The sequence below is a fragment of the Modestobacter sp. VKM Ac-2985 genome, from assembly GCF_026967925.1.
Classification (GTDB): Bacteria; Actinomycetota; Actinomycetes; order Mycobacteriales; family Geodermatophilaceae; genus Modestobacter.
The window spans coordinates 1,253,954-1,277,469 of record NZ_JAPVBI010000002.1; the positions used below are offsets into that span (position 1 = coordinate 1,253,954).

Below are 23,516 nucleotides of genomic sequence, written 5' to 3' on the forward strand. Positions count from 1 at the left end.
GGAGCGCGTCAGGCGCCGATGTCGCAGGCGGCCAGGCCCTCGACGACCCCGCTGCGGAAGACGTCGACCAGCTGGAAGCCGGTCAGCTCGACGCCGGGCAGCACCGCCGGGTCGGTGGCGAACTCGAGCAGGAACGAGACGCTCTCGTCGGCGTCGCCGGGGGAGATGCTCAGCACCGTGCTCTCGCCGTCGAGGACCGCCGCGGTGAAGGCGCCGGACAGGCAGACGGCAGACCGCAGCGCGTCCTCGCCGTCCACGGACAGGCCCAGCTGGTCGCGGGCGGCGAGGGCGTAGGGGATCGCCACCGCGGTCAGCACGGCGTAGTCCCCGCCCTCCTCGGCGGCGTACAGCGGCAGGGTCAGGTCGACCTCGTCGTAGCGCACGGTCGCGTCGGCGGGGCAGTAGAGCAGGTCGACCTCGGCGTCCTCGCCCGCGCAGTCGGGGGCCGTCCTGGCGAACGGCTCGAGCTCGGGGGGCGTGAACTCCTCGCCCAGCTCGTCGAACGCCAGCTGCCAGAACTCACCGAGCCCCTCGGGGAGGAAGGCGTCGACCGTCTGGTCGTAGGGGGCGTCCCCGCCGCTGGCGAAGTCCAGGTCACTCTGGAAGGCGCCCTGGGTGTAGGGCCGGTCGGCGCCGAAGGAGTCGCGGCAGGCCTCCGGTCCGTCGTCGAACCCCTGCTGGAACGCCGACACCCGGTCGAAGTAGGAACCGTGCGCCTCGCCCTCGTCGAGGCCGGTGCCCACCGGGTCACGCAGCAGCAGGTAGCCGCGCAGCACGTCGTCCAGCTCCGCCGGGCGGATGGAGTTGTGCGCGGCGTTGCCCGCGGCGACCCAGGCCGTCCAGGCGCCGGCGAAGCAGTCGGCCTGGGTCTCGATCGCGATGGACGCCGGCAGCGGGTAGCCCACCCGGCCCTGGACGGCGTGCCCGAACTCGTGGGCCATCACCAGGGCAGGGATGAACCGGCCGTACCCCTCGCTGCCGACGGTGCCGAAGGCCAGGGCGCCCAGGAACGCGCGGTCGTACTGGATCGCGTCACCGTTGGGGTACTCGCCGCCCGGCGGGCAGTAGAAGGCGTTGTCGAGGACGGAGTCCGGCGTCTCCCCGCAGCCCACCTGCCCGTTGGGGTACTGCGCGGGGTCCAGGTCGCCCGGGTCGACGGAGTAGTAGCCGCCGGCCAGCGGGGTGAAGGCCTGGCCGAAGGTCGGGGTGAACTGCGCGGCCCAGTAGGTCTCCAGGTCGGCGAGCGCGTTGCGGGCGAGGCGGTCGACCTCGTCGTCGGTCGCGCCGATGACCGGGAACTCCTCGGGCAGGACGTCGCCCAGCGGGCCGGCTTCAGGGCTGGCCCGCCCCTCGATCACGGTCACCGCGCAGCCGGAGAGCAGGGCCGATCCGAGGAGCACGCTCGCGACGGCACCGGCGAGGAGCCGGCGGGGCGAGGAGGACATGTGTTCCGATCCGTTCAGGCCGCCCGCGGCGGCAGCACCCCTCCATCCTGCCGGACCGTGCCGGGTCCGGCAGGCAGGGCAGCCCGGTGACGAGCGCCCGTCGGGACAGGAACGGGGCGGGGACCCTGGGAGGTCCCCGCCCCGTTCCCGATCAGCCCCAGCCGATCAGCGTCGGCCGATCAGGTCAGCGCTCGGTCGGCTCCAGCCCGCTGCCCGGACCCTCGGCCGCGCCGGAGGCCTCGGCCGCGGCGATCTCCGCCTGGTCGGCCGGTGTGCCCTCGTCCGGGCGCTCCGGCTCCGGCCCCTCGTGCACGAACCACACGGTGCCCAGCGGCGGCGCGGTCAGCGTCGCCGACCACGGCTGCCCGTGCCAGGACTGCGCGACCGCGTCGATCCCGCCGAGGTTGCCCACCCCGGAGCCGCCGTAGCCCTCGAAGTCCGTGTTGATCACCTCGCGCCAGCGCCCGCCGCGGGGCAGCCCGATCCGGTACTGCTCGTGCGGCTGACCGGAGAAGTTCGCCACGCAGGCCAGCAGCTGCCCGCCCTTGCCCACGCGCAGGAAGGTGAGGGTGTTGCCACCGGCGTCGTTGGCGTCGATCCACTGGAACCCGGCCGGGTCGACGTCCTGGCTCCAGAGCGCCTCGCTGTCCCGGTAGACCGTGTTGAGGTCGGTCACCAGCTCCAGCACGCCCCGGTGCGCCGGGTCGTCGAGGTGCCACCAGTCCAGCGACCGGCTCTCGGCCCACTCCGACAGCTGCCCGAACTCCGAGCCCATGAACAGCAGCTGCTTGCCGGGGTGGGCCCACATGTAGCCCAGGTAGGCGCGCAGGCTGGCCAGCTGCTGCCAGCGGTCGCCGGGCATCTTCCCGAGCATGGAGCCCTTGCCGTACACGACCTCGTCGTGGCTGATCGGCAGCACGTAGTTCTCCGAGTACGCGTAGACCATGGAGAACGTCAGCTGGCCGTGGTGGTAGCTGCGGTACACCGGCTCGGTGGCCATGTAGCCCAGCGAGTCGTGCATCCAGCCCATGTTCCACTTGAAGCCGAAGCCCAGCCCGCCGAGGTACGTGGGCCGGGTGACGCCCGGCCACGCGGTCGACTCCTCGGCGATCGAGATGACGCCGGGCACCTCGCGGTAGAGGGTGGCGTTCATCTCCTGCAGGAAGGCCACGGCGTCCAGGTTCTCCCGGCCGCCGTACTGGTTCGGCGTCCACTCGCCGTCGTTGCGGGAGTAGTCCAGGTAGAGCATCGAGGCGACCGCGTCGACCCGGATGCCGTCGATGTGGAACTCCTGCGCCCAGAACAGCGCGTTGGCGACCAGGAAGTTGCGCACCTCGGGCCGGCCGAAGTCGAAGACGTAGGTGCCCCAGTCCGGCTGCTCACCGCGCTTGGGGTCCGCGTGCTCGTACAGCGGCGTGCCGTCGAATCGGGCCAGCGCCCAGTCGTCCTTCGGGAAGTGCGCGGGCACCCAGTCGACGATGACGCCGATGCCGGCCTGGTGGGCGGCGTCGATGAGGTACCGCAGGTCGTCGGGGGAGCCGAACCGCGACGTGGGGGCGTAGTAGGAGGTCACCTGGTAGCCCCACGAGCCGCCGAAGGGGTGCTCGGCCAGCGGCATGAACTCCAGGTGGGTGAACCCGGCGTCCTTCACGTAGGTGACCAGATCGTCGGCCATCTCGCGGTAGGAGAGCCCCTGCCGCCAGGAGGCCGCGTGCACCTCGTAGACGCTCATCGGCTGCTCGTGCCACTTGGCCTCGGCCCGCCGGGCCAGCCACTCGGCGTCGTTCCACTCGTGGCTGGAGGCCGTCACCACCGAGGCGTTGGCCGGCGGCACCTCGGTGGCGAAGGCCATCGGGTCGCTCTTGACCTGCCACTGCCCGTCGGCACCGAGGACGTGGAACCGGTACCGGGTGCCGACCTGGGCACCGGGCACGAAGATCTCCCAGACACCGGAGGAGCCGAGCGACCGCATCGGGTAGGCGCGGGCCTGCCAGTAGTCGAAGTCGCCGGTCACCTTCACGCCCCGGGCGTTGGGCGCCCAGACGGCGAAGGAGACGCCGTCCACCCGGCCGCCGGGGGTGTCGTAGCCGATCACGTGCGCACCGAGGACGGTCCACAGCTTCTCGTGCCGGCCCTCGCGGATGAGGTGCTGGTCGAGCTGGCCCAGCGTGGGCAGCCAGCGGTACGGGTCGTCGACGGTGAAGGTGTCGGTGCCGCCCTGCCCGTCGGGGTAGACGACCTCGATCCGGTAGTCGCCGGGCTGCTGGGGGAGCCGAGCCTCGTAGACGCCACCGCGGAAGACCTGGCGGGCCTCGTAGCGGGTGCCGTCCTGGTCGATGACCGCGACGGCCTCGGCGTCCGGGCGCAGCGTGCGCACGGCCCAGCCCTCGGGCAGGCGGTGCGCGCCGAGCACGCCGTGCGGGTCGAAGGACCAGCCGTCGACGACCGCGGCCATCTCCTCCTGGCTCACCTCTCGAGCGGACGGGGTGGCCTCGGCGGGCACCGAGGTGCTGACCGGCACCTCGCCCTCCGGGAGTGCCTCCACGAGGCCGGCGGCCGCCGGCTCGGGCGCCTCGTCCGGCGCCGGGGGCAGGTCGGCGACCTCACCGGTGGCCAGGTCGGCGGTGGTCGTGGCCGCCGCGCCGGGCTCGGAGGCGGTCTGCGCCGGGGAGCTGCCCCCGGTGCCCCCCTGCTCGCCACCCTCGGGGGCCTGCGGGGTGCTCGGCTCAGCGGGGTCGGGGCTCGGCGGCTCCGGCTGGGGAGCGGAGGGAGCCGACGGGTCGCCCGGCTGCGCGATCGGCGCCGGTGCGATCACCGGCGCCGCGGTGACCTTCTTGGCCGCCTTCCGCGGTGCCCGCTTGGCCGGTGCGTCCCCGGCCTCGGCCGGCGTGGCCTTCTTCGCCGCCCGCTTGGCGGTCGTGCGAGCCGCGGGAGCGGTCTGCGCCGCGTCGTCGGCGATGCTCGTCTGCTCACCGGCGGGCGACTCGGCGGCGACGGCGGTCTTCGCCGGGGCCTTGCGGGCCGTCGTCTTCTTCGCCGGTGCGTCGGCGGCGGCCTTCTTCGCCGGCGCCTTCTTCGCAGCGGCCTTGCGGGTGGCCTTCTTCGCGGGCGCCGGCGCGTCGTCGGTCGCGCTCGACTCGCGGACCTCCTCGGTCTTCTCCTCGACCCGGCGCATGAGCTCCGCCTTGTCGGCGGGCTCGCTGCTGGTGTCCGTGCCCGGGGGGGTGCTGCCGTCGTCGGTGCTCATCGGTTGTCCTTCCAGGTCCGAATCGGTGTCGTGCTGGTCGTCCGGCCGGGGGTCGTCATCGGCCGGCCGTCAGCCGGGACAGCGAACTGAGCGGGATCATCAGCCAGTGCGGTCGGTTGCGCGCCTCGTACACACACTCGTACACCGCCTTGTCGGCCTCGAAGGCCCGCAGCAGGGCGGAGTCGCTGGACAGGGTGAGTCCGCCGGCGGCGGAGTAGCCCTCGCAGAAGGCGTGCCGGTTGCGCTCGGCCCACTCGTGCGCCCGGTAGACCCGCTGCGGGTCGTCGGGCTGCTCGACCAGCATGTGCCGGGCGGCGTAGTCGAAGGAGCGCAGCATCCCCGCGACGTCGCGCAGCGGGGTGTCCAGCTCGCGCCGTTCGGCGAGCGGGCGGGCCGGCTCACCCTCGAAGTCCAGCACGATCCAGCCCGTGGTGGTGCGCAGCACCTGGCCCAGGTGGAGGTCACCGTGCACCCGCTGGCGCACCACCGGCTCGGTCGTGTCGGCGACCGCGGCGTACAGGCTGCGCAGCGCGTCGGCGTGCTCGGCGAGGTCGGGGACGACGGCCAGGGCCGCCTCCAGCCGGGCGGTCATCTGCCCGGCGACGGCGGCGTACCAGTCGCGGTCGGCCGGCTCGGTGGGGAGCACCCTGGCCAGGTCGGCGTGCACCGAGGCGGTCGCCTCACCCAGCCGCTCGCTCTCCCCGGCGAAGTCGCCGCCGACCTCGTCGGCGTGCAGGTCGGCCTCGGCGTACAGGTCGCGGACGCTGGAGGTGGCCAGCCGCCACCCGTCGCTGGCGTTGGGCAGGAAGGTCTGCAGCATCGCCACCGTGGCCGGCTCCAGGCCGTTCGGGTCGTCGATCTCGATGTACCCGAGCAGCCCGGCGATGTGCTGGTTCTCCGCCTGCCGCAGCGCGTCGTGGATCTCCACGTCGGGGTTGAGCCCCGGCTCGAGCCGGCGGAACAGCTTGAGGATCGCGGTCTCGCCGTAGACCAGCGAGGTGTTGCTCTGCTCGGTGGAGATGACGTCCCCGGGCAGGCCCTCGGGGATGTAGGCGACACCGGCCGGGTGGAAGCGCATGGGCCCGACGGTGGAGGCCGCGACCAGGTGGGTCAGCCACGGGACGGTCGCGTCCCGGTCCCGCATGGCGTCGTAGGCGTAGTTCTCGCCCTGGGACCCGGAGACCGCACCGACGAAGGCGCCGGCGAGCTCCTCGGCCGGCGCGCTGCGCCAGGACAGCGGCACCAGGTACGTGTCACTGGCCCCGTCGGTGTACTCGACTCGGACGCGGTGCACCGAGAGCGCCGGGTCGGACTGGTCCAGGAAGAAGCCCTCCTCGGTCACCCCCGCCCACTCGCGGCCCTTGCCGCCGAACCAGCGCTGATGAGGCATCCAGTCGGCCAGCATGTCGGTCAGAGCACTCATCAGGACTCTCCGTGGGTCGGGTTCGTGGGGGCCTCGGCGCCGAGGCCGCCGGTGCCGGAGGAGGTGTCGGCGGGGCCGACCACCCCGGCCTCGAGCAGCGACTGCGCCACGCTGCTGCTGGCGGTGGTCTCCCAGTCCTCTTCCTCCTCCTCGACCGCCGGGGCGGCGGGCTTGGAGAGCTCGAACCAGTAGAAGCCGTGCCCGCCGAGCGTGAGCATGTAGGGCAGGACGCCGATCTGCGGGAACTGCACCCGCCCGGTCAGCTCGACCGGGGTGTAGCCCTCGAAGCGGCGGAGGTCGAGCTCCACCGGCTGCGGGAACCGGGACAGGTTGTTGACGCAGAGCACCACGTCGTCCCCGAACTCGCGCACGAAGGACAGGACCGTCGGGTTCCGCGAGCCGATCTCGGTGTAGCCGCCGACACCGAAGGTCGGGTGCTGCTTGCGCACCGCGATCATCGTGCGGATCCAGTTCAGCATCGAGTTCGAGTTCCGCAGCTGGGCCTCGACGTTGGTGACCTGGAAGCCGTACTCCGGGTCGGCCACCAGCGGCAGGTGCATCCGCTGCGGGTCGGCGGTGGAGAACCCGCCGTTGCGGTCCGGGGTCCACTGCATCGGGGTGCGGACGCCGTCCCGGTCACCGAGCCAGATGTTGTCGCCCATGCCGATCTCGTCGCCGTAGTACATGACCGGCGAGCCCGGCAGGGACAGCAGCAGGGCGGTGAAGAGCTCGAGGGTGTCGATGTCGTTGTCGAGCAGGGGCGCCAGCCGCCGGCGGATGCCGATGTTGGCCTTCATCCGGGGGTCCTTGGCGTACTCCCCCCACATGTAGTCGCGCTCCTCGTCGGTGACCATCTCCAGGGTCAGCTCGTCGTGGTTGCGTAGGAAGACGCCCCACTGGCAGTTGTCCGGGATGTCCGGCGTCTGCGCCATGATCTCCGAGATCGGGAAGCGCTGCTCCCGGCGGACGGCCATGAACAGGCGCGGCATGACCGGGAAGTGGAAGGCCATCTGGCACTCGTCGCCGTTCTCGCCGAAGTACTCGACGACGTCGGCCGGCCACTGGTTCGCCTCGCACAGCAGCACCCGGTCGGGGTACTCGGCGTCGACGATCTTCCGCACCTTCTTGAGGAACTCGTGGGTGCGGGGGAGGTTCTCGCAGTTGGTCCCCTCCTCCTCGAAGAGGTAGGGGACGGCGTCGAGCCGGAAGCCGTCGATGCCCAGGTCCAGCCAGAAGCGCAGGGCGTCGATGATCGCCTCCTGCACCTTCGGGTTCTCGAAGTTCAGGTCGGGCTGGTGGCTGAAGAACCGGTGCCAGAAGTACTGCTTGCGGACCGGGTCGAACGTCCAGTTCGAGCTCTCGGTGTCCACGAAGATGATCCGGGCGTCGGCGTAGCCGGTGTCGTCGTCGGCCCAGACGTAGAAGTCGCCGTAGGGCCCCTCGGGGTCGCTGCGGCTGGCCTGGAACCAGGGGTGCTGGTCCGAGGTGTGGTTCATGACGAAGTCGATGATCATCCGCATCCCACGCGAGTGGGAGGCCCCGATCAGCTCCTTGAAGTCCTCGATGTCCCCGAACTCGGGGAGCACCGCGGTGTAGTCGCTGACGTCGTAACCGCCGTCGCGCAGCGGTGAGGCGAAGAACGGGGGCAGCCAGAGGCAGTCGACGCCGAGCCACTGCAGGTAGTCGAGCTTGCCCAGCATGCCGCGCAGGTCGCCGATGCCGTCGGCGTTGCTGTCGGCGAAGCCGCGGACGAGGACCTCGTAGAACACGGCGCGCTTGAACCACTCGGGGTCGCTCCCCGGGGGCGGCAGCGCTGACTGGTTGGCCGACTGCTCGCCCGTGCCGGGGGTCGACTGTGCGGGGACGGGGAGGGTCATGAGGGGGAGTCCTAGAGGTTGAGCTGGGCTGGCGGGGTGCGGCCTGCCTGCACGCGCCCGCCGGGAGTCGGCGAGCGGTGGGGAGCAGGCAGGCCCTTCTTCACTGCGGCGACGGTGCGGTGGACAGGCTGCGGTGGACGGTGAAGACGTGCGCGGGCTCCCGGTAGGGGTCCAGCTCGACGTAGTTGGCCTGGCCCCAGTCGTAGTGGGCCCCGGTGATGTCGTCGGTGACCGAGAAGCGGTCCGACCAGTCCAGCCCCAGCGCCGGCATGTCCAGCGCCGTGGTGCCGATCTGGGTGTAGGTGCTGTTGAGCGACACCACCACGAGCACGCAGTCGTCGGACCCGGGGTCGGTCTTGGAGAAGCAGAGCACGTTCGGGTTGTCGATCGCGTGGAACCGCAGGGTGCGCAGCTGCTGGAGGGCCGGGTGTGCGCGCCGGATCTCGTTGAGCCGGCGCAGGTAGGGCGCCAGGGACCGTCCGGAGGAGTCCGCGGCGGCCCAGTCGCGCGGTCGCAGCTGGAACTTCTCGGTGTCCAGGTACTCCTCGCTGCCCGGCCGCAGGCCGACGTGCTCGAACAGCTCGTACCCGGAGTAGACGCCCCACGTCGGGCTCATCATGGAGGCCAGCACCGCGCGGATCTTGAACATCGGCGGGCCGCCCACCTGCAGGCTCTCGTGCAGGATGTCCGGGGTGTTCACGAAGAAGTTCGGCCGCATGTAGTGCGCGTTCTCGGCCAGCTCCCGGCCGTACTCCTCCAGCTCCCAGCGCTCGGTGCGCCAGGTGAAGTAGGTGTAGCTCTGGGTGAAGCCGATCCGCGCCAGCTGGTGCATCATCGCCGGCCGGGTGAACGCCTCGGCCAGGAAGAGCACGTCCGGGTCGGTCTTCTTGACCTCCCAGATCAGCCAGTGCCAGAAGTTCAGCGGCTTGGTGTGCGGGTTGTCCACCCGGAACACCCGGACCCCGGCGTCCATCCAGTGCCGGACGACCCGCAGCACCTCGGCGTAGATGCCCTCGGGGTCGTTGTCGAAGTTGATCGGGTAGATGTCCTGGTACTTCTTCGGCGGGTTCTCCGCGTAGGCGATCGTGCCGTCGGGCTTGGTGGTGAACCACTCCGGGTGCGAGGTCACCCAGGGGTGGTCCGGCGCCGCCTGCAGGGCGAGGTCGAGCGCGACCTCCATGCCCAGCTCGCGCGTGCGGCCGACGAAGGCCTTGAAGTCGTCGAGGGTGCCGAGCTGCGGGTGCACGGCGTCGTGGCCGCCCTCGTCGCTGCCGATCGCCCACGGTGAGCCGACGTCGTCGGCCTGCGCCACCAGGGTGTTGTTCTTCCCCTTGCGGTTGACCTTGCCGACCGGGTGGATCGGCGGCAGGTACACCACGTCGAAGCCCATCTCGGCGATCGCCGGCAGCCGCTCGGCGGCCTGGGCGAAGGTCCCGTGCGTCGGGCTGCCACCGACGACCGGGCCCTCCGAACGCGGGAAGAACTCGTACCAGGAGCCGTAGAGCGCACGCGACCGGTCGACCCACAGCTCGTGCCGCTGCGACCCGGTGACCAGCCGGCGCACCGGGTGGTCGTGCAGCACCTGCTGCAGGGCGGGGGAGAGAGCCGGGGCGATCCGGGCGGTCAGCTCCAGCGACTCGTCGCGCAGCGCGGCGGCCGCACCGGTGAGCGCCTCACGGTGCTCCTCGGGTGCGGCGGCGGACACCTCCTCGAGCAGTCGGGCGCCGGACTCCAGGTCGTTGGCCAGCTCCTCCGGGCCCTGGCCGGCCTCGACCTTGACCTCGACGTCGTGGTGCCAGGTGCTCAGCGGGTCGTCCCAGGCCTCGACCTGGTACGTCCAGAGCCCCTCGCGGTCGGGCACGACGGTCGCGGTCCAGCGGTCGGGTTCGGGCCCGAACTTCGTCATCCGGAGCAGCGGCGCAGCCGACGGCTCCTCGCCCGGGGGCGTGAAGACGACGTTGGCGGCCACGGCGTCGTGGCCCTCGCGGAAGACGGTGGCGGTGATCGGCAGGTGTTCACCGACCACGGCGCGGGTCGAGAACGACCCGCAGGACACGACGGGGGCGACATCAGAGATGCCGAGGCGGAGGTCAGCGCGGCCAGTCATCGGGGCAACGCTATCCAGATCATCAGCTGCGCACACGTCGGCGGGGGACCGGCTCAACCGGGAGGGGGAGTGACGGGTGGGCTCGGAGTGGTCCCGGGCGGGTCCGGACCGATCGCCGTCCCGCACTGTCCGTGAGCGTCGTCACGCTAGGGTCTCGGAGGTGCGAGCCCTCCGCAGACTCACCGTCCGCGCCTCCCTCCCCGAGGCACTGATGCCGCTGTCGCAGCTGGTCACCAACCTGCGCTGGTCCTGGCACCCGGAGACCCGCGACCTCTTCGAGGCGCTGGACCCCGGGCTCTGGGCCAGCTGTGGTGGCGACCCGGTCAAGGTCCTCGGCGAGGTCAGCGCCGACCGGCTGGCCGCACTGGCCGACGACCCGGCCTTCCTGCAGCAGCTGACGACGGTCGCCGCCGACCTCCGCGAGTACCTCGACGCACCGCACTGGTACCAGTCCCTGGGCGCCGACGCGCCGGCCACCATCGCCTACTTCTCGGCCGAGTTCGGCATCACCGAGGTGCTGCCGCAGTACTCCGGCGGACTGGGCATCCTGGCCGGGGACCACCTCAAGGCCGCGTCGGACCTGGGCGTCCCGCTGATCGGCGTCGGCCTGCTGTACCGGTCGGGCTACTTCTCCCAGGGCCTGTCCGCCGACGGCTGGCAGCTGGAGCACTACCCGGCACTGGACCCGCACGGCCTGCCGCTGAAGCTCGTGCGCGACGCCGACCGCAACGCCGTGGTGATCGCCGTGCCGCTCCCCGAGGGCCGCACGCTCTACGCCCACGTCTACCGGGCCCAGGTCGGCCGGGTGTCGTTGCTGCTGCTCGACAGCGACATCGAGGAGAACAGCCCGGCCGAGCGCGGGGTCACCGACCGGCTCTACGGCGGCGGCGAGGACCACCGGCTCCGCCAGGAGATGCTCCTGGGGATTGGTGGGGTGCGTGCCCTGCGGGCCTTCTGCTCGCTGACCGGCACCCCGCCGCCGGAGGTCTTCCACGCCAACGAGGGCCACGCCGGCTTCCAGGGCATCGAGCGGATCCGGGAGCTCACCGAGTCCCACGGCCTGTCCTTCGCCGAGGCGCTGCAGGCCGTGCGCGGTGGCACGGTCTTCACCACCCACACGCCGGTCCCCGCGGGCATCGACCGCTTCCCCAAGTCGCTGATCGAGCGGTACTTCGCCGGCTTCGGCGTCCCGGTCGACCAGCTGCTGACGCTGGGTCAGGAACCGGACCCCGGCACGTTCAACATGGCGCACATGGGGCTGCGGCTGGGCCAGCGGGCCAACGGGGTGAGCCAGCTGCACGGGCACGTCAGCCGGGACATGTTCGGTCCCCTGTGGCCGGGCTTCGACCCCGACGACGTCCCGATCGGGTCCATCACCAACGGGGTGCACGCCCCGACCTGGACCGCGCGCGAGCTGGTGGAGCTGGGCACCCAGACCACCAGCCAGGGCGATCCGCTCGAGGTGGACGGCGAGGTGCACTTCGACGGCGTCGACCGGATCCCCGCCGCGGAGCTGTGGCGCACCCGCCGGCTGCTGCGGGGCCGGCTGGTCGACGAGGTGCGCCGGCGGGTGCGGGCCACGGCGCTGTCCCGCGGGGCGGCCGAGGCCGAGCTCGACTGGACCGAGACCGCGTTCGACCCCGACGTGCTGACCATCGGCTTCGCCCGGCGGGTGCCCTCGTACAAGCGGCTGACGCTGATGCTCCGCGACCCCGATCGGCTCAAGGCGCTCCTGCTGGACGAGGAGCGGCCGGTCCAGCTGGTCATCGCCGGCAAGAGCCACCCGGCCGACGACGGCGGCAAGCAGCTGATCCAGCAGATGGTCAAGTTCGCCGACGACCCGGAGATCCGGCACCGGATCGCCTTCCTGCCCAACTACGACATCGGCATGGCCCGGTACCTGTACTGGGGGTGCGACGTCTGGCTGAACAACCCGCTGCGGCCGCTGGAGGCCTGTGGCACCTCGGGGATGAAGTCGGCGCTCAACGGCGGGCTCAACCTCTCCATCCGCGACGGGTGGTGGGACGAGTGGTTCGACGGCCAGAACGGCTGGGCGATCCCGACCGCCGACGGCGTCGAGGACCCGGAGCGGCGGGACGACGTCGAGGCGCAGGCCATCTACGACCTCCTCCACCGGCAGGTGGTGCCGCGCTTCTACGAGGTGGACGCCGACGGCCTGCCCACCCGCTGGGTGGAGATGGTGCGGGACACCCTGCGGGAGACCGGACCGAAGGTGCTGGCCACCCGGATGGTGCGGGACTACGTGCAGCGGCTCTACGTGCCGGCCGCCGGCTCGGCCCGCTCGATGGCCGCCGGCGGGTACGAGGCGGCCCGTGCCCAGGCGGCCTGGCGGGCGACGCTGCTGGAGCACTGGTCCGGTGTCCGGGTGGCCCACGTGGAGGCCACCGGCGTGGGGGAGACCCCGGAGATCGGCGGGGGCATCGACCTGCGGGCCGAGGTCGAGCTGCCCGGGCTCGCGCCGTCCGACGTCCTGGTCGAGGCGGCCTACGGCCGGGTCGACGACGCCGACGGGCTGCACGAGGTCACCACGCTGGCGCTGCGGCACGAGGCCGCGGACGGCTCGCGGCACTGGTTCACCGGCACCGTGCCGCTGGAGCGCACCGGCGCGTTCGGGTACACCGTGCGGGTGCTCCCGCACTCGGCGCACCTGGTGGTGCCCGCGGAGCTCGGCGTCGTCGTCAACGCCTGAGCGGGGAGCGCGCTGGTCATCGGCCCCGGTCGGTGTCCATCCGGGTGGGACTGTCGTGGCCACTGGGGCGGGTCGTGCACGACGGATCGACGTCGCGGCGTGCCATGCGCCCGCGGGTCACGGGATGCCGGTCCGGTCATTAGGCTGGCCGTCATGCCCGACCGCTGTGAGGTCCTCCCCGGAGACTCTGTCGTCGCCCGCCGTGGCGGTGGCCTGCTGTGGGTCGACGCCCCCGGGTCGCCGGCGCTGGTGGCGGCCCTGCACGCCTGTCTGGGGGTCGCCGGCCCCGGGGCCGAACGCGTGCTCGGCGCGGTCGCCGCGCAGGTCTCCCGGCTCGCCGACGGGCCGGCGTCCTTCGCGCTGGTGCTCGCCGACACCTCCGGGGGCACCGGTGCCGGCGTCGCGCTCTGGTCGGGCAAGGGCCAGCCGGCCGTGGACGGCGTCCCGGTCTCCGGTTCCGCGGTCGACGGCTGCACGCTCGCCTCCGGGTTCGCGCTCGGGCAGACCCTCTACGTCGGCCCCGGCCAGCCCGCCGCGGCGATGCCCCCGGGGGTCGCGCTGGACCTGGTCGAGGGCACCGTGCCCGGTTCCGGCGCCCTGCTGCAGCTCGCGGCGGCCGCGTCGCCGTCCGTCGCCGTCCCGCCGGCCACCTCGCTGCCCACCGGCGAGTCCTTCACCGCGGCCTCCGACGCCGGCTTCGGCGCCTCCGGCCGGATCGCCAACGCCCCGGTCGGCCAGGGTGGGGAGCAGACCGCCTTCTGGCGGCCCGAGCCGCCGGCCGCGCCGGTGCTGCGCTTCGACGACGGTCTGGTCGTCACCGTCGACGAGGACCTGGTGCTCGGTCGCCGTCCCGACGGCCACGACCTGGTGACCACCGGCAACGCCCGGCCGGTGCCGATCGCCGACACCCAGAACGTGCTCTCCTCGGCCCACGCCGCCATCCAGCGCGCCGGCCGGGAGGTCTCCCTGACCGACCTCGGCTCGCTCAACGGCACCCACGTCGCCGGCCCGGAGGCCACCGAGTGGACCCAGCTGGAGCCCGGCGTGCCGCACCCGCTCGCCGACGGCGACCGGCTGCTGCTCGGCTGGACCGTCATCACCTTCGAGCAGGCCGCCGAGTAGTCGCAGCCCGACGTCCCGACGACGCAGCCCGCCCCGGTCTTCCGGCGGCGGGCTGCGTCGTCTCGGCGACGAGGGCCTCGGCATTGCACGCCGTCCCTCCGCACTGCTCGTGCTGCAGCACGAGCAGTGCGGAGGGAACCCGTGCAATGCGATCCCGGTGCGGCCCCGTCAGGGGCGCGGCGTGCGGACCACCCGCATCGCCCAGACGGAGTGGCCGGGCAGCTGGGCCGGGCCCGGGGGCAGTGCGGTCGGCCGCGGGGGAGTGCCGGTCGGGTACTCGGTGGCCAGCACCAGCTCGTAGCCGTCCCCCCAAGGGGATCCGGGGAGGACGACGTCGACCGGGTCGGCGCCGGCGTGGAACCAGATCAGCCACGAGTCGTCGATGACCGGCCGTCCCCGTTCGTCGCGGTGCCGCAGGCCCCGGCCGTCCAGGTACATCCCGAGCGTCTGCAGGCCGGTGTCGAACCAGTCGCTGCTGGTGAGCTGGTGCCCGCCGGGGGCGAACCAGGCCAGGTCCCGGGTGCCGCCGGTCCCGGGGATCTCGGTGCCCTCGAAGAACGCCTCCTGCCGGAGCACCGGGGACTGGCGGCGCACCCCGGCCAGGGTGGCCACGAAGCTCCACAGGTCCGGGTCGATCGCCCCCCAGTCGAGCCAGGAGACCTCGTCGTCCTGGCAGTAGGCGTTGTTGTTGCCGCCCTGGGTGCGGCCCAGCTCGTCGCCGGCGGTCAGCATCGGCACCCCGGTCGACAGCAGCAGGGTGGCCAGGTGGTTGCGCACCTGCCGGGCCCGCAGCTCGCGCACCGCCGGGTCGTCGGTGGGGCCCTCCACGCCGCAGTTCCAGTTCCGGTTGTGGCTCTCGCCGTCCCGGTTCTCCTCGCCGTTGGCCTCGTTCCGCTTCTGCTCGTAGGTCACCAGGTCGGCCAGGGTGAAGCCGTCGTGCGCGGTGACGAAGTTGACCGAGGCGAACGGACGGCGGCCGTCGGAGCGGTAGAGGTCGGAGGAGCCGGTGAGCCGGTACGCCAGGTCGCGCACGCCCACTCGCGCGCCGGACCAGACGTCGCGCACGGTGTCCCGGTACTTGCCGTTCCACTCCGTCCAGGGCGGCGGGAAGTTGCCCACCTGGTAGCCGCCCTCGCCGACGTCCCACGGCTCGGCGATCAGCTTCACGGTGCTCACCACCGGGTCCTGGTGGACCACGTCGAAGAACGCCGACAGCCGGTCGACGTCGTGCATGGAGCGGGCCAGGGCGGAGGCCAGGTCGAAGCGGAAGCCGTCGACGTGCATCTCGGTGACCCAGTAGCGCAGCGAGTCCATCAGCAGGCCGAGCACGGCCGGCCGGCGGACGTCCAGGGTGTTCCCGCAGCCGGTGTAGTCGGTGTAGCGGGAGCGGTCCTCCCCGTCGAGCCGGTAGTACCCGGCGTTGTCGATGCCCTTGAGGGACAGCGTCGGGCCGACGTGGTCGCCCTCGGCGGTGTGGTTGTAGACGACGTCGAGGACCACCTCGATGCCCGCGGCGTGCATCGCCTTGACCATCGCCTTGAACTCGGTGACCTGCTCACCGCCCGTGCCGGCCGAGCTGTACGCCGCGTGCGGGGCGAAGTAGCCCAGCGTGTTGTAGCCCCAGTGGTTGGTCAGCCCGCGGCGGAGCAGGTGCGGCTCGCTGACGAAGTGGTGCACCGGCAGCAGCTCGACCGCGGTCACGCCCAGGGAGACCAGGTGCTCGACGAACGCCGGGTGGGCCAGGCCCGCGTAGGTGCCGCGCAGCGCCGGGGGGACGTCGGGGTGGGTCATCGTGGCGCTCTTGACGTGCACCTCGTAGATGACCGTGTCGGTCCACGGGGTGCGCAGCACCCGGTCGCCGTTCCACGGGAACGAGTCGTGGATGACCACCCCGCGGGGCACGAACGGCGCCGAGTCGGTGGGGTCGGCGGCGGACGGGTCGTGCGCGGACCAGCCGAAGAGCGCGTCGTCGAGCACGAGCTCGCCGTCCACGGCGCGGGCGTAGGGGTCCAGCAGCAGCTTCGCCGGGTTGTACCGGGCTCCGGAGGCGGGGTCGTGCGGGCCGTGCACCCGGTACCCGTAGCGCTGCCCGGGGCCCACGCCCGGCAGCCGGCCGTGCCACACCTGGTGGGTGGTCTCCCGCAGCCGCTGCCGGTGCTCGGTGCCGTCGGGGTCGAAGAGGCACAGGTCGACCGCCGACGCGCCGGCCGACCACAGGGCGAAGTTGGTGCCCGTGCCGTCCCAGTGGGCGCCCAGCGGCGCCGGCGAGCCGGGCCACACCTCCACCGGTCGGTCACTCGTCCACGCGGTCACCCGGGCATCGTGCCCCACCGGCGGGGCCGAACCGGGTGACCACGGCGCTCGGCGGGTTGGTTGGATGGCAGGCGTGTGGACTGAGCCGGTCGTCGAGATCCGCGGAGCCGACGTCGTCCGGGGCCAGGCGCACCTGCTGCGCGCGGTCGACTGGACGGTCCGACCCGACGAGCGATGGGTGCTCCTGGGCCCCAACGGGGCGGGGAAGACGACGCTGCTGCAGCTGGCCGGCGCGCAGCTGCACCCCACCCGCGGGGAGGTGGAGATCCTCGGGGAGACCCTCGGCGCGGTCGACGTCTTCGAGCTGCGCACCCGGATCGGGCTGACCAGCGCGGCGCTGGCGCAGCGGATCGACCCGGGCGAGCGGGTCGGTGACGTGGTGGTCAGCGCCGGGTACGCCGTCGTCGGCCGGTGGCGGGAGCGCTACGGCGTGCACGACCTGACCCGGGCGGCGCTGCTCATGCAGCAGTGGGGCGTGGCCCGGATGGCGCACCGGCCCTTCGGCACCCTGTCGGAGGGCGAGCGCAAGCGCACCCAGATCGCCCGCGCGCTGATGACCGACCCGGAGCTGCTGCTGCTCGACGAGCCCGGCGCCGGGCTGGACCTGGGCGGCCGGGAGGACCTGGTCACCCGGCTGTCGGACCTGGCCCGCGACGAGAACGCGCCGGCGCAGGTGCTGGTGACCCACCACGTCGAGGAGATCCCGCCGGGCTACACCCACGCGCTGCTGCTGCGCGGCGGTGAGGTGGTCGGCTCCGGCCCGGTGGACGACGTGCTGACCGGGCCGCTGCTGTCGGAGGCGTTCGGCCTGCCGCTGGACGTGCAGCGCGACAACGGGCGGTTCAGCGCCCGCCGGACGACCTAGGGTCGGGGCGCACGGATCCCGGACACCGACGTCCCGCAGCACACGGAGGCCCGCATGGCAGCGCCCGAGTTCGTCACCCTCCAGGTCGAGGACGGCGTCGGCACGATCCGGCTGGACCGGCCGAAGATGAACGCGATCGACGAGCAGCTGCACTGGGAGGTGCGGGCCGCCGCGCTGGAGGCCGGGCAGGACCCGGACGTGCGGGCCGTCGTCCTCTACGGCGGCGAGCGGGTGTTCGCCGCCGGGGCCGACATCAAGGCCATGTCGCAGCTGACCGGCGCGAGCATGGTCGCCTGGGGCCGGGAGCTGACGTCGTCGTTCAGCACGGTCGCCCGCATCCCGAAGCCGGTGATCGCCGCGATCACCGGCTACGCCCTCGGTGGTGGTTACGAGCTGGCGCTGTGCGCGGACTTCCGGATCATGGGCCGCGGCGCGAAGGTGGGGCAGCCGGAGATCCAGCTGGGCGTCATCCCGGGTGCCGGTGGCACCCAGCGGCTGGCCCGGCTGGTCGGCCCGGCCAAGGCCAAGGACCTGGTGTTCACCGGCCGGCACGTGGGCGCCGAGGAGGCCCTGGAGATGGGGCTGGCCGACGCCGTCGTGCCCGACGAGGAGGTCCACGCCACCGCCCTGGCGATGGCCCGCAAGTTCGCCGAGGGCCCGCCGCTGGCGCTCGCCGCGGCGAAGCGGGCCATCGACGAGGGGCTGGACGGGACCCTGGCCGCCGGGCTGGAGCTGGAGAGCCGGCTGTTCGCCGAGCTGTTCGACACCGAGGACCAGGCGGCCGGGATGCGCTCGTTCCTGGAGCACGGCCCCGGCAAGGCCACCTTCACCGGTCGCTGACCACCCCGCGGTGCCGGCGTCGTCGGTGCGGGAGCATGCCCCGGTGACCGCCGTGCACCCCACCGACCTCGACCGCTCCGACCCCGGCGGGCGGGCCTGGGTCGATCGCGCCGTCGCGCTGGTCGATGCCGACGCGCACCGGTCCGCCGACACCCACCTGCTGGCCTACCCGCTGCCGCCCGAGTGGGGCGTCGACCTGTACCTGAAGGACGAGTCGACCCATCCCACCGGCAGCCTCAAGCACCGGCTGGCGCGCTCGCTGTTCCTCTACGCGCTGTGCTCGGGGCAGCTGCACGAGGGCAGCACCGTGGTGGAGGCATCCAGCGGGTCGACGGCGGTCAGCGAGGCCTACTTCGCCCGGATGCTGGGGCTGCCCTTCGTCGCGGTGATGCCGGCGACGACGAGCGCGGAGAAGATCGCCCTGATCGAGTTCCACGGCGGCCGCTGCCACCTGGTCGCCGATGCGGGGACCGTCTACGACGAGGCGCGCCGGATCGCCGCCGAGACGGGCGGGCACTACCTCGACCAGTTCACCAACGCCGAGCGGGCCACCGACTGGCGCGGGAACAACAACATCGCCGAGTCGGTCTTCGACCAGCTGAGCCGGGAACGGCACCCGGTGCCGGAGTGGGTCGTCGTCGGCGCCGGCACGGGCGGCACCAGCGCCACGATCGGCCGGTACGTCCGGTACCGCCGGCTGCCCACCCGGCTGGCCGTCGTCGACCCGGAGGGCTCGGCGTTCTTCCCCGGCTGGCGGGACGCCGACCCGGCCACGGTCGGGCGTGGTTCGCGGATCGAGGGCATCGGCCGCCCCCGGGTGGAGCCCTCCTTCGTCCCGACCATCGTCGACCGGATGGTCTGCGTCCCCGACGCGGCCTCGTTGGCCGCCATGCGCCACCTGAGGCAGGTGACCGGGCGCCGGGCCGGGGCATCCACCGGCACCAACCTGTGGGGGGCGTTCGGGCTCATCGCCGAGATGCTCGCCGCCGGCCGCACCGGCAGCGTCGTCACGCTGCTGTGCGACGGCGGGGAGCGCTACGCCTGCACCTACTACGACGACGCCTGGGTGGCGGCGCAGGGGCTGGACCTGGCCCCGCACACCGCCGTCCTCGAGCACTTCGCCCGCACGGGGGAGTGGGTCCCCGCCGGGTGAGCCAGGTCACCCGGCCCCTCCCTGCGCGCTGGGTGTTACCCGCAAGTAGCCTCGATGATCGGCACGAGGCGGGCTTCGCCCGCGCCCACCCGAACCACCGCGGAGGTTGGTCTGACGATGAACATCGTCGTTCTGGTCAAGCAGGTCCCCGACTCCGGCAGCGAGCGGAAGCTGGACCCGTCGGACAACACCGTCGCGCGGGCCACCGCCGACAACGTGATCAACGAGATGGACGAGTACGCCATCGAGGAGGCGCTCACCGTCAAGGAGGCGCACGGCGGCGAGGTCACGGTGCTGACCGTCGGCCCCGACACCGCCACCGACGCCATCCGCAAGGCCCTGTCGATGGGCGCGGACAAGGCCGTGCACGTCAGCGACCCGGCGATCCACGGCTCCTGCGCCCCGCAGACCAGCGCGATCATCGCCGCCGCGCTGTCGCAGCTGGAGTACGACCTGGTGCTGTGCGGCGCCGAGTCCACCGACGGGCAGGTGTCGGTGATGCCGGCGCTGATCTCGGAGCGACTGGGCATCCCGCAGCTGTCCGGCGCCCGCAAGCTCACGATCGAGGGCTCGATGGCCAAGATCGAGCGCCAGACCGACGGCGGGTACTGGGAGGTGGAGGCGCCGCTGCCGGCGATCGTCTCCACCTGGGACACGATCAACGAGCCGCGCTACCCCTCCTTCAAGGGGATCATGGCCGCCAAGAAGAAGCCGGTGGAGACCAAGACGCTGGCCGACCTCGGCATCGACCCGTCGACCGTGGGCCTGGCCACCGCCACCAGCAGGGTCGTCGACTCCGCGGGGCGCCCGCCCAAGGGCGAGGGCGTGAAGGTCGCCGACGAGGGCGACGGCGCCGAGAAGCTGGTCGGCTACCTGGCCGCCCAGAAGATCGTCTGACCGGCGCGCGACTCAGAGCTGAGGAGAGAACAGACATGGCAGAGGTCCTGGTCCTTGCCGAGCTGAACCCCGCCGACGGTGGGCCCCGCAAGACGACGCTGGAGGCGCTGACCGCCGCCCGGGTGCTCGGTGAGCCCTCCGCGGTCGTCCTCGGTGCCCCCGGCACCGCTGCGGGCATCAAGGACGTGCTGGCCGAGTACGGCGCGGTGAAGGTCTACGTGGCCGAGTCCGACGACGTCGACGCCTACCTGGTGGCCCCCAAGGCCGAGGTGCTGGCCCAGCTGGTCGCCGAGAGGTCCCCGGCTGCAGTCGTCATCCCGTCCTCCCCGGAGGGCAAGGAGATCGCTGGCCGGCTGGCCATCAAGACCGGCAGCGGCTTCCTGACCGACGTCACCGAGATCGCCGCCGACGGCACCGCCACCCAGGTGGCGTTCGCCGGGGCGACGATCGTGCACTCGCAGGTCACCGTCGGCACGCCGATCTACACCTTGCGCGGCAACTCGGTCACCCCCGAGCCGGCCCCCGCCGCCGGTACCGAGGAGGCGGTGCAGGTCGCCGTCTCCGAGGCCGCCAAGCAGACCCGGGTGCTCGACCGGGTCGTGGAGCAGAAGTCCAACCGGCCGGAGCTCACCGAGGCCGCGATCGTCGTATCCGGCGGTCGCGGGGTGGCCAGCGCCGAGAACTTCTCGGTGATCGAGGGGCTCGCCGACTCCCTCGGCGGTGCCGTCGGTGCCTCCCGGGCCGCCGTCGACTCCGGCTTCTACCCGCACTCCTTCCAGGTCGGGCAGACCGGGAAGACCGTCTCGCCGCAGCTGTACATCGCGGTGGGCATCTCCGGGGCGATCCAGCACCGGGCCGGGATGCAGACGTCGAAGACGATCGTCGCGGTCAACAAGGACCCCGAGGCACCGATCTTCGAGCTGGCCGACTTCGGTGTCGTGGGCGACCTGTTCACCGTCGTCCCGGCGGCCACCGAGCAGATCAGCGCCCGCAAGTAGTCGAACGGCCCTCCTGCCCCCCACCACTCGCAGACTCGTGGTGGGCCCCTGCAGGAGGGCCGTCCCAGCGCGTCGCGTCGGGCGCCGGCCTCCGGGTCGGCGCTCGACGCACGTCGCGGCCACAGGGACGAGGAGGCGGGGAGGTCGTGTGGACTTCCACCTGTCGGACACGATCGGGTTGCCCTCGGCGGGCGAGGCATACGCTGGCTCTGCCATGACCTACCTCGACCACGCGGCGACGACCCCGATGCTGCCGGTTGCGCTCGCGGCCATGACCGAGCAGCTGGCCCGGGTGGGCAACGCCTCGTCCCTGCACGCCAGTGGCCGGGAGGCCCGGCGGGTCGCCGAGGAGTCGCGGGAGCGACTGGCCGCAGCCCTGGGGGCGCGGCCGTCGGAGGTGCTGTTCACCGGCGGTGGCACGGAGGGCGACAACCTCGCCGTCAAGGGGCTGTACTGGGCCCGCCGCACGGCCGACCAGGGACGCCGGCGGATCGTGGCCAGCCCCGCGGAGCACCACGCCGTCCTGGACAGTGTCGAGTGGCTGGAGAAGCACGAGGGCGCCGAGGTCACCTGGCTGCGCGTCGAGCCGACCGGCCGGGTCACCGCCGACGCGCTGGCCGAGGCCCTCGGCGACGGGCGGGACGTCGCCCTGGCCACGGTCATGTGGGCCAACAACGAGATCGGCGCCGTCAGCGACCTGACCGCGCTCGCCGCGCTGGCCCACGAGGTCGGGGTGCCGCTGCACACCGACGCGGTGCAGGCGATCGGGCAGCTGCCCCTGGACTTCGCCGCCAGCGGCCTCGACGCGCTGACCATGACCGGGCACAAGGTGGGCGGTCCGATGGGCGCCGGCGCGCTGCTGCTGCGCCGGGACGCAGAGTGCACCCCGCTGCTGCACGGTGGCGGGCAGGAGCGCGACGTCCGGTCCGGCACCCTGGACGTCGCCGCGATCGTCGGGCTGGCCGCGGCCACGCAGGCCACCGTCGCCGACCGGGCCGAGCGCACCGCCCGGGTGGCCGCCCTGCGTGACCGGTTGGTCGCCGGCGTGGTCGCCGAGGTGCCCGACGCCCAGCTCAACGGCCCGCCGCTGGGCGACGTGGTCGCCGGTGGCCCGGGGCGGCTCCCGGGGAACGCCCACCTGTCGTTCCCCGGCGCGGAGGGCGACGCGCTGCTCATGCTGCTGGACGCGCGGGGGATCGAGTGCTCCACCGGGTCGGCGTGCAGTGCGGGCGTCGCCCGGCCCAGCCACGTGCTGCTGGCCGCCGGCGCCGACCCCGCCCGGGCCCGCAGCTCGTTGCGCTTCAGCCTGGGCCACACCTCGACCGACGCCGACGTCGACGCGTTGCTCGAGGTGATCGGCCCGGTCGTGGAGCGGGCCCGGCGGGCCGGGACCGGGCGGCACTGAGATGCGACTGATCGCCGCCATGAGCGGGGGAGTGGACTCCGCGGTCGCCGCTGCGCTGGCCGTCGAGGCGGGGCACGACGTCACCGGGGTGCACCTGGCGCTCTCCCCGGACCGGCAGACGCTGCGCAGCGGTGCCCGGGGCTGCTGCAGCGTCGAGGACTCCCACGACGCCCGGCGGGTCGCCGACTCCCTCGACATCCCCTTCTACGTCTGGGACCTGGCCGACCGGTTCCGTGAGGACGTCATCGACGACTTCGTGGCCGAGTACGCCGCCGGCCGGACACCGAACCCCTGCCTGCGCTGCAACGAGAAGATCAAGTTCTCCGCGGTCCTCGACCGGGCCCGGGCGCTGGGCTTCGACGCCGTCGTCACCGGTCACCACGCGCGGCTGGCCGACGGCGAGCTGCGCCGCTCGGTCGACCCGGCGAAGGACCAGTCCTACGTGCTCGGTGTGCTCACCGCCGAGCAGCTGGCCGGCGCGGTCTTCCCGCTCGGCTCGATGACCAAGGACCGGGTGCGGGAGCTGGCCGCCGAGCGCGGCTACGCGGTGGCCACCAAGCCGGACTCGCACGACATCTGCTTCATCTCCGACGGCGACACCCGCGGGTTCCTCGCCCGCCGCCTGGGCGAGCAGCCCGGTCCGGTCGTCGACGCCGCCACCGGTCAGACCGTCGGGACGCACGCCGGCGCGCACGGCTTCACCATCGGCCAGCGTCGCGGGCTGGGGGTGACCGCCGGTGACCAGCGCCCCCGGTACGTGCTGGGGATCGAGCCGGTCAGTCGCACCGTGACCATCGGCACCGCGGACCAGGCGGAGGTCGACGAGGTGCACACCGGCGCCCCCACGTGGACCGGGCCGGTGCCCGACCTGCCGTTCCGGGCGCAGGTCCAGCTGCGCGCCCACGCCGTGCCGGTCGCCTGCGAGGTCTCCCTCGCCGAGGACGGCGGGTTGTGTCTCGTGCTCGGCGAACGGCAGCGTGGGATCGCCCCCGGACAGTCGGCGGTGCTCTACGCCCCCGATGCCGAGCGGGGTGACCTGGTGCTGGGTCAGAGCACGGTGCTGGGCGCCCGGGAACGACCGGAGCCCGTGCTGAGCTGACCGTCCCCGATGCCG

General features: G+C 73.0%; 15 protein-coding genes. 9 read left to right on the forward strand and 6 right to left on the reverse strand.

All coding sequences use genetic code 11. The features are described 5' to 3' along the window. Window positions 1-8: 8 nt before the first annotated feature. From O2V61_RS15325 to O2V61_RS15345, 5 genes are all read right to left on the reverse strand, one after another. Window positions 9-1,445, reverse strand: coding sequence for a hypothetical protein (locus O2V61_RS15325; RefSeq protein WP_269184127.1), 1,437 nt, complete (start codon window positions 1,443-1,445; stop codon window positions 9-11). A 184-nt stretch (window positions 1,446-1,629) separates the two neighbouring features. Beyond that, entirely contained in the window at window positions 1,630-4,692 is a 3,063-nt protein-coding gene (glgB, locus tag O2V61_RS15330; RefSeq protein ID WP_269184128.1) for a 1,4-alpha-glucan branching protein GlgB, read from the reverse strand. Between the two features lie 55 nt (window positions 4,693-4,747). Further along, the gene (locus tag O2V61_RS15335; RefSeq protein WP_269184129.1) at window positions 4,748-6,115 is read right to left on the reverse strand and encodes a maltokinase N-terminal cap-like domain-containing protein; all 1,368 of its coding nucleotides are present in this window, start codon (window positions 6,113-6,115) and stop codon (window positions 4,748-4,750) included. Further along, complete coding sequence (treS, locus tag O2V61_RS15340; protein ID WP_269184130.1) at window positions 6,115-7,992, reverse strand: maltose alpha-D-glucosyltransferase; 1,878 nt, start codon at window positions 7,990-7,992, stop codon at window positions 6,115-6,117. Before treS ends, O2V61_RS15335 begins: the two co-directional genes overlap by 1 nt. Window positions 7,993-8,092: 100 nt before the next feature. Continuing rightward, window positions 8,093-10,099, reverse strand: a complete 2,007-nt coding sequence (locus O2V61_RS15345; RefSeq protein ID WP_269184131.1) for an alpha-1,4-glucan--maltose-1-phosphate maltosyltransferase — start codon at window positions 10,097-10,099, stop codon at window positions 8,093-8,095. Between the two features lie 160 nt (window positions 10,100-10,259). On the opposite strand from O2V61_RS15345, the gene glgP reads away from it, so the two are divergent. Together glgP and O2V61_RS15355 are read left to right on the forward strand one after the other, a co-directional pair. Further along, on the forward strand, window positions 10,260-12,809 hold the full coding sequence (gene glgP / locus O2V61_RS15350) for an alpha-glucan family phosphorylase (protein WP_269184132.1): 2,550 nt from the start codon (window positions 10,260-10,262) through the stop codon (window positions 12,807-12,809). A gap of 153 nt (window positions 12,810-12,962) precedes the next feature. Continuing rightward, a complete protein-coding gene (locus O2V61_RS15355; RefSeq protein WP_269184133.1) occupies window positions 12,963-13,931 on the forward strand; it encodes an FHA domain-containing protein in 969 nt (322 codons plus the stop codon). A 168-nt stretch (window positions 13,932-14,099) separates the two neighbouring features. Here the strand turns inward: O2V61_RS15355 and glgX are convergent, their stop codons facing one another. Then, complete coding sequence (gene glgX / locus O2V61_RS15360) at window positions 14,100-16,244, reverse strand: glycogen debranching protein GlgX (protein WP_269184134.1); 2,145 nt, start codon at window positions 16,242-16,244, stop codon at window positions 14,100-14,102. Window positions 16,245-16,308: 64 nt separating this feature from the next. Between glgX and O2V61_RS15365 the strand changes: the two genes are divergently transcribed. The 7 genes from O2V61_RS15365 to mnmA all read left to right on the forward strand — a co-directional run bounded on the left by O2V61_RS15365 (window position 16,309) and on the right by mnmA (window position 23,501). Next, window positions 16,309-17,109: an ABC transporter ATP-binding protein gene (locus O2V61_RS15365; protein ID WP_269184135.1), complete on the forward strand. Its 801-nt coding sequence runs from the start codon at window positions 16,309-16,311 to the stop codon at window positions 17,107-17,109. Between the two features lie 54 nt (window positions 17,110-17,163). Next, entirely contained in the window at window positions 17,164-17,949 is a 786-nt protein-coding gene (locus tag O2V61_RS15370; protein WP_269184136.1) for an enoyl-CoA hydratase/isomerase family protein, read from the forward strand. Between the two features lie 43 nt (window positions 17,950-17,992). Continuing rightward, the gene (locus O2V61_RS15375) at window positions 17,993-19,102 is read left to right on the forward strand and encodes a PLP-dependent cysteine synthase family protein (protein WP_269184137.1); all 1,110 of its coding nucleotides are present in this window, start codon (window positions 17,993-17,995) and stop codon (window positions 19,100-19,102) included. 117 nt (window positions 19,103-19,219) lie between these two features. Further along, a complete protein-coding gene (locus O2V61_RS15380; protein WP_269184138.1) occupies window positions 19,220-19,999 on the forward strand; it encodes an electron transfer flavoprotein subunit beta/FixA family protein in 780 nt (259 codons plus the stop codon). A 35-nt stretch (window positions 20,000-20,034) separates the two neighbouring features. Beyond that, window positions 20,035-20,997 (forward strand): electron transfer flavoprotein subunit alpha/FixB family protein, encoded by a 963-nt coding sequence (locus tag O2V61_RS15385; RefSeq protein WP_269184139.1) that lies wholly within the window; start codon window positions 20,035-20,037, stop codon window positions 20,995-20,997. A 214-nt stretch (window positions 20,998-21,211) separates the two neighbouring features. After that, window positions 21,212-22,402: a cysteine desulfurase family protein gene (locus tag O2V61_RS15390; protein ID WP_269184140.1), complete on the forward strand. Its 1,191-nt coding sequence runs from the start codon at window positions 21,212-21,214 to the stop codon at window positions 22,400-22,402. Between the two features lies 1 nt (window position 22,403). Continuing rightward, window positions 22,404-23,501 carry a tRNA 2-thiouridine(34) synthase MnmA gene (gene mnmA / locus O2V61_RS15395; RefSeq protein ID WP_269184141.1) on the forward strand — a complete coding sequence of 366 codons (1,098 nt, stop codon included), beginning with the start codon at window positions 22,404-22,406 and terminating at the stop codon, window positions 23,499-23,501. Window positions 23,502-23,516: the final 15 nt, after the last annotated feature.